The 12,448-nt window shown below is 69.8% G+C and carries 17 protein-coding genes; 9 read left to right on the top strand and 8 right to left on the bottom strand.

The genetic code is table 11. From position 1 onward, the window contains the following. Nucleotides 1-10: 10 nt before the first annotated feature. Nucleotides 11-574, top strand: coding sequence for a DeoR/GlpR family DNA-binding transcription regulator (locus ABD798_RS27475; protein WP_344880709.1), 564 nt, complete (start codon nt 11-13; stop codon nt 572-574). 4 nt (nt 575-578) lie between these two features. Here ABD798_RS27475 and ABD798_RS27470 read toward each other — a convergent pair whose 3' ends face one another. After that, the gene (locus ABD798_RS27470; protein WP_344880706.1) at nt 579-1,577 is read right to left on the bottom strand and encodes a hypothetical protein; all 999 of its coding nucleotides are present in this window, start codon (nt 1,575-1,577) and stop codon (nt 579-581) included. Between the two features lie 81 nt (nt 1,578-1,658). Further along, nucleotides 1,659-2,264: a TetR/AcrR family transcriptional regulator gene (locus ABD798_RS27465; protein WP_344880704.1), complete on the bottom strand. Its 606-nt coding sequence runs from the start codon at nt 2,262-2,264 to the stop codon at nt 1,659-1,661. A gap of 54 nt (nt 2,265-2,318) precedes the next feature. On the opposite strand from ABD798_RS27465, the gene ABD798_RS27460 reads away from it, so the two are divergent. Then, entirely contained in the window at nt 2,319-3,047 is a 729-nt protein-coding gene (locus ABD798_RS27460) for an SDR family oxidoreductase (RefSeq protein WP_344880701.1), read from the top strand. 46 nt (nt 3,048-3,093) lie between these two features. Here ABD798_RS27460 and ABD798_RS27455 read toward each other — a convergent pair whose 3' ends face one another. Together ABD798_RS27455 and ABD798_RS27450 are read right to left on the bottom strand one after the other, a co-directional pair. Then, nucleotides 3,094-3,633 (bottom strand): peptidase inhibitor family I36 protein, encoded by a 540-nt coding sequence (locus ABD798_RS27455; protein WP_344880699.1) that lies wholly within the window; start codon nt 3,631-3,633, stop codon nt 3,094-3,096. Between the two features lie 218 nt (nt 3,634-3,851). Further along, complete coding sequence (locus ABD798_RS27450; protein ID WP_344880696.1) at nt 3,852-4,697, bottom strand: spermidine synthase; 846 nt, start codon at nt 4,695-4,697, stop codon at nt 3,852-3,854. 272 nt (nt 4,698-4,969) lie between these two features. On the opposite strand from ABD798_RS27450, the gene ABD798_RS27445 reads away from it, so the two are divergent. Together ABD798_RS27445 and ABD798_RS37265 are read left to right on the top strand one after the other, a co-directional pair. Further along, nucleotides 4,970-5,599, top strand: a complete 630-nt coding sequence (locus tag ABD798_RS27445) for a LysE family translocator (protein WP_344880693.1) — start codon at nt 4,970-4,972, stop codon at nt 5,597-5,599. Between the two features lie 279 nt (nt 5,600-5,878). Beyond that, nucleotides 5,879-6,061, top strand: a complete 183-nt coding sequence (locus ABD798_RS37265; protein WP_425549271.1) for a CGNR zinc finger domain-containing protein — start codon at nt 5,879-5,881, stop codon at nt 6,059-6,061. Here the strand turns inward: ABD798_RS37265 and ABD798_RS27440 are convergent. Both ABD798_RS27440 and ABD798_RS27435 read right to left on the bottom strand, forming a co-directional pair. Beyond that, nucleotides 6,031-6,834, bottom strand: coding sequence for an aminoglycoside 6-adenylyltransferase (locus tag ABD798_RS27440; protein ID WP_344880690.1), 804 nt, complete (start codon nt 6,832-6,834; stop codon nt 6,031-6,033). The genes ABD798_RS37265 and ABD798_RS27440 overlap by 31 nt on opposite strands. Before the next feature lie 27 nt (nt 6,835-6,861). Then, entirely contained in the window at nt 6,862-7,056 is a 195-nt protein-coding gene (locus ABD798_RS27435; protein WP_344880687.1) for an antitoxin, read from the bottom strand. 119 nt (nt 7,057-7,175) lie between these two features. Between ABD798_RS27435 and ABD798_RS27430 the strand changes: the two genes are divergently transcribed. From ABD798_RS27430 to ABD798_RS27420, 3 genes are read left to right on the top strand one after another with little or no spacing between them, the layout of a single operon-like run. Beyond that, the gene (locus ABD798_RS27430) at nt 7,176-7,721 is read left to right on the top strand and encodes a TetR/AcrR family transcriptional regulator (protein WP_344880683.1); all 546 of its coding nucleotides are present in this window, start codon (nt 7,176-7,178) and stop codon (nt 7,719-7,721) included. Next, nucleotides 7,718-8,047, top strand: coding sequence for a DMT family transporter (locus ABD798_RS27425; RefSeq protein WP_344880680.1), 330 nt, complete (start codon nt 7,718-7,720; stop codon nt 8,045-8,047). The genes ABD798_RS27430 and ABD798_RS27425 overlap by 4 nt, the downstream gene beginning before the upstream one ends. Beyond that, a complete protein-coding gene (locus ABD798_RS27420; protein WP_344880677.1) occupies nt 8,040-8,441 on the top strand; it encodes a DUF5360 family protein in 402 nt (133 codons plus the stop codon). Before ABD798_RS27425 ends, ABD798_RS27420 begins: the two co-directional genes overlap by 8 nt. On the opposite strand, the gene htpG is transcribed toward ABD798_RS27420, so the two are convergent. After that, nucleotides 8,438-10,348, bottom strand: coding sequence for a molecular chaperone HtpG (gene htpG / locus ABD798_RS27415; protein WP_344880674.1), 1,911 nt, complete (start codon nt 10,346-10,348; stop codon nt 8,438-8,440). The two genes, ABD798_RS27420 and htpG, sit on opposite strands and share 4 nt — an antisense overlap. 100 nt (nt 10,349-10,448) lie before the next feature. Here htpG and ABD798_RS27410 point away from each other — a divergent pair, with 100 nt between their 5' ends. Both ABD798_RS27410 and ABD798_RS27405 read left to right on the top strand, forming a co-directional pair. Further along, nucleotides 10,449-10,838, top strand: coding sequence for a hypothetical protein (locus ABD798_RS27410; RefSeq protein WP_344880672.1), 390 nt, complete (start codon nt 10,449-10,451; stop codon nt 10,836-10,838). 11 nt (nt 10,839-10,849) lie between these two features. Further along, entirely contained in the window at nt 10,850-11,248 is a 399-nt protein-coding gene (locus ABD798_RS27405) for an NUDIX hydrolase (RefSeq protein WP_344880669.1), read from the top strand. 6 nt (nt 11,249-11,254) lie between these two features. On the opposite strand, the gene ABD798_RS27400 is transcribed toward ABD798_RS27405, so the two are convergent. Next, entirely contained in the window at nt 11,255-12,301 is a 1,047-nt protein-coding gene (locus tag ABD798_RS27400) for a trypsin-like serine peptidase (protein WP_344880666.1), read from the bottom strand. Nucleotides 12,302-12,448 lie beyond the last annotated feature (147 nt).

The following is a 12,448-nucleotide window of genomic DNA, read 5'->3' as shown; positions in this document are numbered from 1 at the left end:
GAATGGTCGAATGGGTGTCTCGACCATTCATGGCGTTGCTGCGCGACACCGCCTGGCCGAACGCGCCGCCGTGCTGGTGCCGCCCGGCCGCGTGACCGTGGCGACGACCGGCGGAGCCGCGACCGCCGCCGTTCGCGCGCTCCTGGCACGGCGCCGTGGCCTCACGCTCGTCACCACCGCGCTCACCCCGGTCCTCGCGATCCGAGGCGGCGCGAAGGTCGTGCTCACCGGCGGAGCCGTCCGCGACCCCGCGCAGGGCTGTGTCGGCGAGGCGGCCGAAGCCGCGCTCCGCGCTCGGCCGATCGACATCGCGGTGGTGTCCGTCGACGGCGTCGACCACGACGGCCTCAGCGCCGCTGACCCCGAGCAGGCCAGCCTCATCCGCACGCTCGTCCACCACGCCCGCCGAGTCGTCGCGCTCGCCGATCACTCCGCCCTCGGCCGCGCCGAGGCCGCGCGCATCGCGCCCCTGACTTCGGTGCACGACATCGTCACCGACGCCTGTGCACTGCCGCCGACCTTCACCGACCCCTGTCCGCGCTTCCACTTGGCCGCGACAGGGTTGCGGTCGTGACTGGTCAGGAGCAGCGGAGCACGACGGGGGAGTGGCGGTTGTTGGGCGAGTGCGAGTAGTAGCCCGCAACGGTGCCGTCGTCGCCTGCCTTGCCCAGGTACAGCTGCTCAGCGGTGCGCACGACTGACTCGACGGTGGTGCCGCGCCACAGGATCGGTACGGCTCCCGCGTCGATCACGCCGACGACGAGCCCGGCGCGGTTGAGGCTTTCCGCGCGGTTGCCCTGCGGTAGCGCCTGCGGGGTGCCCGCCGCGTCCCACAGACCGGCGCGCCTGCTGTCGTCCTGGTAGACGAAGGTGCCGGAGACCCTGCCCGCCGCGATCCCCGTCGCGATGGTGCTCTTCGCCCCGGACGGCTTGCGCAGCGCGGTCGCGACGCCGTCACGCCACTTGTAGGAGGTGGAGTTGAACTGGTCGTCGGAGGAGCGGACCAGGACGGTGCCGTCATCGTCGATGTCGACCGCCTCGACGAAGCCGGTGGGCAGGCCGTCCAGCACGACCACCGTGTCGGGGCGGTCGGCGGGCCACAGCAGGGCCCTGCGCGTGCGGTCGGGCAGCACCGCCCAGCCGACGGCGTCACCGCGCTCGTTGACCGCGTTCGCGCGGCTGGAACCGGCTCCGGCGGGCAGCGGCAGCTTGGCGAGCGTGGTGCCGGTTGATCGGAAAGCCACCCACGAGACCAGTTGGGTGGCGCTGCCGACCACGACTCCGGCACGGTTGACATCGCGTGCGTACAGGCCGTTCGGGAAGGACCCGGGAACGCGGCCGTAGTCGGTGATCGACGAGCCCGTCCAGCGCACGACGTGCTGTTCGTTGTTGGCGAACTCGGCCGTGCCGACGTAGCCGCCGAGTCCGTCCGCCGCTGAGGCTTCGGCCTGGACGGCTCCGGCGGGCAGCGGAAGGGCGGTGGGTTTCCAGGCGCACGCCCCGGCTTCGGCGGTGCCGGGAACGGCGAACAGCGCCGTTGTCGCGGTGATGGCCACCATCATTCGGGTGAAAGTCACGAAAGCCCCCTCAGGCATCATGGAGGGCAGACGCTAGTGAACGCTCCGACCTGCGGGTATGCGTAGAAACATGAGAACGTCTCAGCAAAATGCCTGAGCGAGCGCCCGCGCCGAGGAGGTCCACACGCGCTCCTCGACCGAGCCGGGTTTGAGAACGTGCTGCTGGGCCAGCCCTCGCATGAGCGCGGTGAGCGCCACCGCCATCCGCCGCGCCCGTTCCTCGTCGAGCACTCCGGAGTCCGTGCGGCGCTTGGCCAGCAGGTGAACGACGTCCTCCGAACGGGTCAGGTCGCGTTCGGTGACGCGCTCCCGCATCCGCTCGTCGCGCAGGGTCAGCGCGAGCGCCTCCAGTTCGAGCCGGAGCACGCGCTGCCCGTCCAGCGAGGACACGATGCCCCGGTAGGCCGTGGCGTAGCCCTCCAGCACCTCCTCGGCGCTCAGCTCGGAGTCGCGCTCCAACGGCCGCACCGCCGCGCCGAGCTGGTCGAAGACCTCGTCCAGCACGGCCAGCAGCAGCCCGTGCTTCGCGCCGAAGATCGAGTAGATCGCCCCGGTGGTCAGGCCCGCTTCCTCGGCGATCGCCTCGATGCCGACGGCCTCGTAGCCGTGCTCGGTGAACAGCCCGCGCGCCGCGCTCACGAGTGCGTCGGTGTTGCGCCTGCGGTTCTCGGCGCGCTTGCCAGTCATCCGGCGAACCTACACCGCTTGTGGCGCAACGTCTTTCCGTGACACCGTCGCAGGGTGAGCATCAAGGAGCTGTCCGGAACCGTCGCGCTGGTCACCGGCGCCTCCAGCGGCATCGGCGAGGCCGTCGCCCACGACCTGGCCCAGCGCGGCGCGACGGTGGTGGTCGTCGCCCGGCGCCGCGAGCGGCTGGCGCGGGTGGTCGCCGAGATCGAGGGCAAGGGCGGGCGGGCCTTCGCCGTGCCCGCCGACCTCACCGACCGCGACCAGGCGACGGGTGCGGTGGCCGAGGCGGTGAAGGTGAGCGGGCGGCTGGACATCCTGGTCAACAACGCCGGGATCGGTTTCGTCGAGCACGCGCTGGACGCCGACCTCGACCGCTGGCGGCAGACCGTGGAGATCAACCTGCTCGCGGTGCTCGCCTGCACCCACGCGGCGCTGCCGCACCTGGTCGCCGCCGCCGAGGGCCCGCGCGGGATCGCCGACGTGGTCACCGTCAGCTCGGTGGCCGGGCGGGTCACCGCACCGGGCTACAGCGTCTACGCGGCGACGAAGCACGCGGTCGGCGCGTTCAGCGACTCCATCCGCAAGGAGCTGGTCGGCCGCGTGCGCGTGGGCCTGGTCGAGCCGGGCGCGGTGGACACGGAGCTGACCGACGCCAGCAAGGCCGAGTTCGAATGGCTCCAGCCCCAGGACGTCGCCGACGCCGTCGCCTACCTCGTCACCCGACCCAAGCGCGCCGCCGTGTCCGAGCTGCTGCTGCGCCCCTCGGCGCAGGAACGCTGAGGCCCCGCTCCGCACCCGTGAGCGCGGAGCGGGGATGTACGGCGAATTAGCGCCAGGAGTAAACCGACGACGCCTTGTCGTGCTCACGAGGAACCAGGTTGAACGGCTTGTCAGTCCAGTTCATGTTGTGCTGCTCGCCGTATCCGTCCTTGTCGAAGTACCAGTACCAGGTCTTGCTGGTCTTGTTGACGAACGACGACATCTGGTCGTTGAACGAGCCACCGCACGAATCGCAGCGGACCTTGGAGAAGTCGTCGTGCCCGTTGCGACCGCTGCCCGGGTCCTCCAGGATGAAGGCCGCGCCACCGCCGTTCTCGTGCTGGTACATGCAGAGAAAGTCGACGGGGCACGAGAACGCGGCCTTGGCCTGGAGCGCTGCGCTCTTCGCCTTGGCGTAGTCGGGTTCCGTGCTGGTGGTGACCTTGCCGTCGCCGTAGTACTTCGTGACGGTGCGGGTCGGCAGGCTCGCCTCCTCGGAAGCCTGCGCCGGAACGGCCGCGAACAAGGTGCTGGCGAGTGCGCCCCCGACCGCGAGCACCTTGGCGACGTTCCCCATGCGCCGTGCCAGTGAACTCTTCGTAGACATGTGTTTCCCCCTCGTGGTGAACAGTGCCCCTTCACGTTATTTCCGCGTGGGCGGGCCGATGTCCACCGGTCGACTGATGACTTCCTCAGCCGTGTGCACGCTTCGCCGAATGTCGCAATGTTGCGCCGGTTCGGCGGAAACCTTTGTGTGAAAGGGGTTTCCGCCGATCAGGGCCGATTCGGTGTTGCGGGGCGGTGGGGTGCAAGCGGGAGTGGGGGTCAGCTGAAAAGGGTTGGGCGGTTCCTGGGCAGCGTGGGGGCGGTCATGGGTGCCGCGTCGGTGATGGGGGTTGCCTTGGCGCACAAGCGTTGTACGGCCTCGGGGGCCACGCATCGGGCGGGGAAGACGGCTGAGGCCGCGCGGCGGGTGAGGGTCTGCACCGGCAGCGGCTCGGCCGAGGCCATGAGCACGACGTTGTCGAAGCGGCGTCCGCGCAGCACGCGTGGCTCGGCGAGCAGCAGCACGTGCTCGAAGGCGGTGAGCAGCGTCGCGGACACGCGCTTGGTGAACTCCAGGCCGGGGCCGTCGAAGATGTTCGCGACGAGGCTGCCATCGGGGCGCAGCACCCGCGCCACCTCCGCGAAGAACTCCACTGTGGACAGAGCGGACGGCACGGCGTCGCGCTCGAAGGCGTCCAGCACGACGAGGTCGGCCGAGTCGTCGGCCTGCGCGGACAGCTCCGCGCGACCGTCGCCCGCGCGCAGGCTCAGGCCGTCGACCTCGTGCAGGCGGAACTGCGACCACACCAGCTCGACCAGGTCGCCGTCGGCCTCCACGACGAGCTGCCGCGAGCCGGGCCGCGTCGCCGCGACGTAGCGGGGCAGCGTGCATCCCGCCCCGCCGATGTGCACGGCGTCCAGGGGCGCTTCGGGTTCGCCGAGGCAGTCGATCACGTCGCCGATCCGGCGCACGTAGTCGAACTCCAGGTGCGTCGGATCGTCGAGGTCGACGTAGGACTGGGCGACCCCGCCGACGGAGAGCAGCCAGCCGTCGGGCCGGTCGAGGTCGTTGAGCAGCTCGGCCGTGCCGAAGCGCACGGGGTGGCTGCCAGGGGTCGGGCTCATCGCCGCGAATCCTAGGACGCGCCCTCGCGGCTGCTCCGCCGAGGTTTGAGCGTCTTCAAGACCACCGAACCCCCGTTTCGATCATCGTCAACCGTCCCCTACCCAGCCGTGGCCCGATGGTGTGCCGCCGTTGAAGACCGCTGGGGCGGGGGTTGGTGGGTCTTGAAGACCGGCGAACCCGAGCGGGAACAGGGCGGAGTCCAGCGTGTCCACGATTCGGGAAGCCGGGCCGATCGCTTCGCCGCAGCCGTTGTGGCGCTTAGTGTTCGAGCATGGATCACGTGCTCGCCTTCACCCTCGCCGCGTTCGTGGTGGTCATCATTCCCGGCCCCTCGGTGCTCTTCGTGATCAGCCGCGCCATCGCCTACGGCCGCACCGCCGCCCTGCTGACCGTGCTCGGCGGCGCCATCGGCAGCTTCGTCCTGGCCGCCACCGTGGCCGCCGGGCTCGGCGCGATCATCCAGACCTCGGCCGTGCTGTTCACCGTTGTCAAGCTCGTGGGTGCGGCCTACCTCGTCTACCTGGGCGTCAAGGCGTTCCGGCAGCGCCGCGAGATGCGCGCCGCCTTCGAGGCCGGGGCGGGCAACCCGATCAGCGGGCGCCGCACGCTCGTGGAGGGCTTCGTGGTCGCCGTGACCAACCCGAAGTCGGGCGTGTTCTTCGCCGCCGTGCTGCCGCAGTTCGTCGACCCGGTCGGCAACGTCGCTGGTCAGATGCTGGTGTTCGGCGCGATCTTCGCCGTCCTCGCGCTGACGTTGGACGGCGCGTGGGGCGTGCTCGCGGGCGCCGCGCGATCGTGGTTCGGCCGGTCCTCGCGCAGGCTGGACGTGATGGGCGGCGCGGCCGGGCTGACCATGGTCGGACTCGGCATCGGCCTGGCCGTCACCGGCCGCAAGGACTAGGCCCTAACGCCGCTGGGTTGGGGTGTCTTCAAGACCACCAAACCCCTTGGTTGATCATCGTTAACCGCCGCAAACCCCGCGGTCTTGCGGGGGGTTTGCTGTCGTTGGAGACGGCTGGGGCGGGGGTTGGGTGGTCTTGAAGACCTGCAAACCTGACGCGGCCTGCTGAGTGGTTGAGATGAGGCCCGTTGCCAGGGCGCCCGCGCGGTGAGGGTTTGCTGTCGTTGAAGACCGTTGGGGCGGGGGTTCGTGGGTCTTGAAGACTGGTGAACCCGGCGGTTGCGGGAGCAGGCCGATCGGGACGGTCATGCCGAGGAACAGCGCGAGCCGTGCCGCTCGGCGGTCTCGACGCCTCCCCGTGGCCGCCGGTGGTGGTGCGGCAGGAAGACGTGCGGGAACCAGGCCAAAGCGGCACGCTTCCGCTCACGTGATCAGAAAGCCTGCTCAGCGGCCTCGGGGTAGGTGAAACCGTTGCGGCGTGCGACATCGCGGGCCAGCTCGGTGAAGAGCGCGCCGGTCGCGGAGGCGGCACGCAGAACGTCCTCCGGGACGAAGCCGGAGAACAGCGCGTCCACGCGGTCCCACACACCGGGCGCGGCCCACTCGCGCATGCGGACGCCGTTGTGCCAGACGTCGTGATCGAGGCCGAAGTGGCTCAGCGCATGCCACTCGATCATGGTCAGCAGCAGTTCCTTGGTGCCCGCGTCACGTAGCTTCGCCACCCACAGCTCACCGCGAGCGACGTAGCGGGGGATGTGGCCCAGCTCGAACCAGAACTCCTCGCAGTGCTCGCGGAACTCCCGCTCGTCGGGCAGTTCGTTCTCGGGCGCACCGGAGGCGGCGGGCAGGCGCGCGGCGGTGCCGTCGAGGTCGAGCAGGACCTCGTAGCCGCGTTCGTGCAGGTCGTCCAACTCGTCGGTCAGCTCGTGCAGCCGCGCGACGGGCACGACCTGGAAGTCGACCTTCGCGCCGCCCTCGAAGATCACCAGGCGCGCGGGGTTGTCCCACGGGCCGTCCAGGCCGACCCCGGCGAGCACGGGGCCGAGGCCGTCCAGCCAGTCGCTGTCGCGGTAGGGCTCGGGATCGGTGCTGTACAGCTCGATGTCGTGGTCGGACCACTGGTCGGCCTCGCCCCGAGCCCGTGACCCGGTGCGCAGCACGGCCCGGATGTCGGGCCGTGCGCGCACCCAGTCCAGCAGTCGCGGAATGACCAGCTCGCCGTTCTCGAAGATCACTTCCGCAGCGTAGCGACGCGGCGGTGCTCAGGTCTGGCGATTGCGGATCTGCTCCTTGAGAGCGTCGCCACCCTTCTGCACGTGCTCGGCGTGCTTGCCGCCGGTCTTCTCGTTGGCGAACTCCGAAGCCTTGTCCACGCCCTGCTCGGCCTTGTCGCCGTGCTTGCCGAGCTGGTCCAGCGCCTTGTCCTTGAGCTCGTTGAGCTTGTCGCCGAGGCCCACGGGACTCTCCTTCTCTGCCGGGAACGGTCAAGGCTGCGGTTACCCGGGCCGGAGCCGGGAACACGTCGGCTCCCCGAACGAGGGACCAACTGTACCGTCCAGACGGTACAGTCTTTGGCATGACCGAGACCCGCACCCGGCTGCTGGACGCCGCGTCCGACATCGTGGTCCGCGACGGCGCCCAGCACCTGACCCTGGACGCCGTCGCCGAGCGCGCCGGCGTGAGCAAGGGCGGCCTGCTCTACCACTTCCGCAGCAAGAACGCCCTGGTCGAAGCAATGGTGCAACGGGTGGTCGCCGAGTTCGACATCGCGATGGAGGCCACGCCCGGCCAGCCGCGCGCCGTCACCCGCGCCTACCTGACCGCCACGATCGGCCGGGAGTGGAGCCCCAGCGGCGACTCCGACTCCGACCGCCTGGTGTCCGCGCTGTTCGCCGCGACGCTGGTCGAGCCGAGCGCGCTGGAACCGTTGCGCGCCATGTACGCGCGCTGGCAGGAGCGGCTGGAGGAGGACGGCATCGACCCGGCCGTCGCCACGCTCGTGCGCATGGCCGTCGACGGCTGGTGGCTGTCGCGGCTGGTCGGGCTCGCCCCGCCAGGACCGGACCTGCACCCCCAGGTCTTCGCGCTGCTGTCGGAGCTGATCGACCGGGAGGACTCGTGATCGCCTGGATCGCCCTCGCGTCCGCCGTGGCGCTGGAGACCGTCGCGACGCTCACCCTGCGCGTGGTCTCCCGCGAGTTCCGCCTGCTGCCGATGATCGTGGTCGTTCTCGGCTACGCGGCGGCGTTCGCGCTGATGACCGTGTCGCTGCGCTCGCTCAACGTCGGCGTCGTCTACGCGATCTGGTCCGGCGTCGGCACGGCGGCCGTCGCGGTGATCGCCGCCGTCGCCTTCAAGGAAACCCTGACCCCGGCCGCCATCGTCGGCATCGTGCTGATCATCACCGGAGTCGTCCTGCTCTCGCTCAACGGAGCCGGACATGCCTGACCCTTGGATCAAACGCTCGATGCTGGCCACCGACGTCGGGTTCCTGGCCTACTGGCTCGCGACGGCGGTCCAGCTCATCCCGCCGTACCCGGAGCGCGTGCTGGTCGACTGGAACTGGTCGTTCCTCGTGCTGGACGTGTTCGCCAGCGTCCTGGGCCTGATGGCCTTGTGGTGCTTGAGAACCGGGGCGCCGGGCGCGGAGCAGCTGACCCTGCTCTCGCTGGCGCTCACCCACGCCGCTGGGCTCAACGCCCTCGTGTTCTGGTCACTGCGCTGCGAGTTCGACGTGATGTGGTGGGCGCCGAACCTGTGGCTGACGATCTTCCCCGTCGTCGCCGCGCTGGCCGTGCTGCGGCCGCGCCTCACCCGAGACGCGGCCGCAGCCATCCGCTAGAGCGTCCGCTCCAAGCGGTCTGCGAGCACGCGGATGAACTTCGTCGGGTCGGCGAGGTCGCCGCCCTCGGCCAGCACGGCCATGCCCAGCAGCAGCTCGGCGGTCTCCGCCAGCCCGGCCTCCTCGGGGCGCTCCTCGTGCGCCTTGCGCAGGCCGGTCACCAGCGGGTGCCCGGGGTTGAGCTCCAGGATGCGCTTGACCTTGGGCACCTCGTGACCCATCGCGCGGTACATCTTCTCCAGGTTCGGCGCGAGGTCGTGGGTGTCGCCGACCACGCACGCCGGGGAGGTGGTGAGCCTGTTGGACAGGCGCACCTCCTTGACGCTCTCGCCGAGGTGCTCGGTCATCCAGCCCAGCAGCCCGGCGAAGTCCTTGGCCTGCTCCTCGCGGTCGGTGCCGGAGTCGGCGTCCAGCTCGACCTCGCCCTTGGCGATGGACTTCAGCGGCTTGCCGTCGAACTCGGTGACCGCGTCGACCCACATCTCGTCGATCGGGTCGGTGAGCACCAGGACCTCGTACCCCTTGGCCTGGAAGGCTTCCAGGTGCGGGGAGTTCTCGATGACCGAGCGCGAGTCGCCGGTCATGAAGTAGATGTCCTGCTGCCCGTCCTTCATCCGCTCCACGTACTCGCGCAGCGTGGTCTGCTTCGCTGTGTCTGTGTCTCCGACGGACACAGTGGACTCGAAGGAGCAGATCTCCAGGACGGCGTCGCGGTTGTCCGGGTCGGCGACCAGGCCCTCCTTGACCGCCTTGCCGAACTCGCCCCAGAACTTGGCGTACTTGTCGGCATCGCCCGCCTGGAGGTCCTTCACCGTGGCGAGGATCTTCTTCACCAGGCGCTTGCGGATCAGCTGGATCTGGCGGTCCTGCTGCAAGGTCTCGCGGGAGACGTTGAGCGAGAGGTCCTGCGCGTCAACGACACCCTTGACGAAGCGCAGGTACTCCGGGATCAGCGACTCGCAGTCGTCCATGATGAACACGCGCTTGACGTAGAGCTGGATACCGCGCTTGCCGTCGCGCATGAACAGGTCCAGCGGCGCGTGCGAGGGGATGAACAGCAGCGCCTGGTACTCGAAGGTGCCCTCCGCGCGCAGCCGGATCGTCTCCAGCGGCTCGGCCCAGTCGTGCGCGATGTGCTTGTAGAACTCGGTGAGCTCGGCCTCGGTCGTCTCCTCCTTCGGGCGCGCCCAGAGCGCCTTCATGGAGTTGACGGTCTCGACCTCGGGCGCGGCGCCCTCCTCGACCTGGCCCTGCTTGACCATGCGGATCGGCCAGGTGATGAAGTCGGAGTACCGCTTGACGATCTCGCGGACCTTCCACGGCGAGGTGTAGTCGGCGGTCTGCTCGTCGGCGTCGGCGGGCTTGAGGTGCAGCGTCACCGACGTGCCCTGCGGGGCGTCCGCGACGGCCTCGATCGTGTAGGTGCCGGCGCCGCCGGACTCCCACTTCGTCCCGGTGTCCTCGCCAGCGCGGCGGGTCACCAGCGTGACCTGGTCGGCCACCATGAAGCTCGCGTAGAAGCCGACGCCGAACTGACCGATCAGCTCCTGCGCGCCCGCGGCGTCCTTGGCTTCCTTCAACTGCTTGAGGAACTCGGCCGTGCCGGACTTGGCGATGGTGCCGATGAGCTGCACGACCTCATCGCGCGACATGCCGATGCCGTTGTCCCGCACGGTCAGCGTGCGCGCTTCGGCATCGAGGTCGACCGCGATGTGCAGGTCCTCGGTGTCCACGGCGAGGTCCTTGTCCCTGAACGACTCCAGCCGCAGCTTGTCCAGCGCGTCGGAGGCGTTGGAGACCAGTTCCCGCAGGAACGCGTCCTTGTTCGAATAGATCGAGTGGATCACCAGCTGGAGCAGCTGGCGCACCTCGGCCTGGAACTCGAACGTTTCCACCTGGGCGTTCACGGGGCTCCTTCCACGAGAAGTGACGACCCCCCATTATGGACGGTGCGTTCGCTCAGGCAGTTGCCGGAGCCCGCTTGTGCCGATGCCTACCATGATCGGGGTGACCGAGCCCGCGCACCGCCCCCGCAGTGTGGAGGCCGCCGTGCTCGCCTGGGCCGCCGTCGGCGTGCTTGCTCTGCTGTTCCTCGTCGTCAACCTGTTCTCCGGCGTCGATCCGGCCGCGCCCGCGAACAGTGCGGCGCTCTTCGGCGGGCTCACCGTGCTGTGGTGCGCGAACAACCTCCGCTCCGGCTGGCGCGGCCCGAGGATCTACCTGGCACTGGCCGCTCCGGTGCTGGCCTACCTCGTGATCACCGCGCTGGTGTCCTCGCCCGCGCTTTCCTTGCCCGCGCTGGTGTTTCTTCCCGCTGGTCCGCTGGCCGTCACGGGGGCCGTGCTCATGTTCCTGCCCGAGGCCAACGCCTATGTGCGCGAGATGACCCGGCGCTAGGGTCAGCACCCGTGACCGTCATCGACAAGATCGGCTGGGTGCTGCTGGAGGACGGCCGCCTCCTGTGCGCGCGCTCCTACGGCAAGCAGCGCTTCTACGTGCCCGGTGGCAAGCGCGATCCCGGTGAGAGCGACGTGCAGGCGCTCGTGCGGGAGATCGCCGAGGAGCTGGCCGTCGCCATCGCGCCGGAGACCGCCCGGCACATCGGCACCTTCCAGGCGCAGGCGGATGCGAAGGCGGACGGTGTGCTGGTCACGGTGGCCTGCTACACCGCAGAGCACTCCGGCACCCCCGCGCCCACCAGCGAGATCGAGGAGATCCGCTGGTTGGGCTACGCGGAGCGGGAGCTGATGTCGAGCACCGGACAGCTGATCTTCGACGCGCTGCACGAGCGCGGCGAGCTGCGCTGAGGCGGCTCAGCTGCCCGCGTCGGCGCGCTTGTAGACGTCGTAGGCGATCTTGCCGAGCAGTGACCCGTTCATCTGCGTCGACCCGCCGGTGGAGTTCGTCGACACCAGGTAGCCGACGCCCTTGACGTCGTCGAAGCGGGTGTACCAGGGACCGCCGGAGGAGCCCGGGGTCATCTTGCACGGGATGGTGAAGGTGTTGTTGCGGTTGGCCGTCCAGGTCGGCGAGGAGCAGCTGCGCATCTGGGTCCCGTCGAACGGCGGCGCGCTGGGGTAGCCGAGCGAGCGGATGCTCTCCGAGGCCGCGTCGAAGGCCTGGCCCTGGCCGCCGAGCGCGTCCTCGATGTTCTTGCCGCCCACCGGGCGCATGCGCAGGTAGGCGATGTCGTAGGACCAGCCCTCGCCGATGGTGCCGCCGCTGGCGTTGATCTTCGCCTTCTGCTGGAACTCCACCGGCGCGTAGATGGCCTCCGCGGTCCACCGGCCGTACGGGGCCTGCCCGGCGGTGTCGCCGGGGATGAACAGGACGTTCTCCGCCCAGCTGCTGTTGCGCTTGCCGGAGTAGTCCCAGATGCAGTGCGCCGCGGTGGCCACGATGACCCCGGAGCCGGAGTTCACCACCGAGGCCGAGCAGAGCCCGTTGTAGCCGCCGGGGTAGGACATGTACAGGCGGCCCATCGTGGTGGCGGTGAGCCCCGCCCTCGTCCAGACGTCCCCGCTGTCGTCCCTGGGCAGCGGCTTGGTCGGCCCGACCGGGCCCGAGGTCGGGTGGATGATCACGCCGACCGGCTCGTCCTTGGGCACGTCGGTGACCTGGCCCGGCTGCGGCTGGCGCGGCTGGGCCGAACGCATCCGCTCCGCCGACCAGTAGTCGTTGACCTGCTGCGGAGTGCTGGTGAACACCTTGCGCAGGTCGCTCTCCTTGGTACCGGCCAGCTCCTCCTCGACGTTCCTGGTCGACGGCCCGGCCTTCGGCGTGCCCGGCAGGGCGGTGGTGCACGCGCCGAGCGCGGTCACCGCCATCAGGACCGCAAGGGCAGTGCGCAGGTGTCGCATGTCGGTTTCCCCCACTTTTCGCTGGTGCGAGGGGATGCTAAGCCACCGTCGCCGCCGCGTTTGTACTGGCCGTGTATGCGCCCTTGTTTCACTTCGCGCGGGCGGACACGACGAGCACGGCGAGTGGTGGGTGCATTGATTCGACTG

It is taken from the genome of Allokutzneria multivorans, assembly GCF_039537405.1.
GTDB lineage: Bacteria > Actinomycetota > Actinomycetes > Mycobacteriales > Pseudonocardiaceae > Allokutzneria > Allokutzneria multivorans.
The sequence above is the reverse complement of the archived record's forward strand: the minus strand, read 5'-3'. Positions and strand labels throughout refer to the sequence as shown.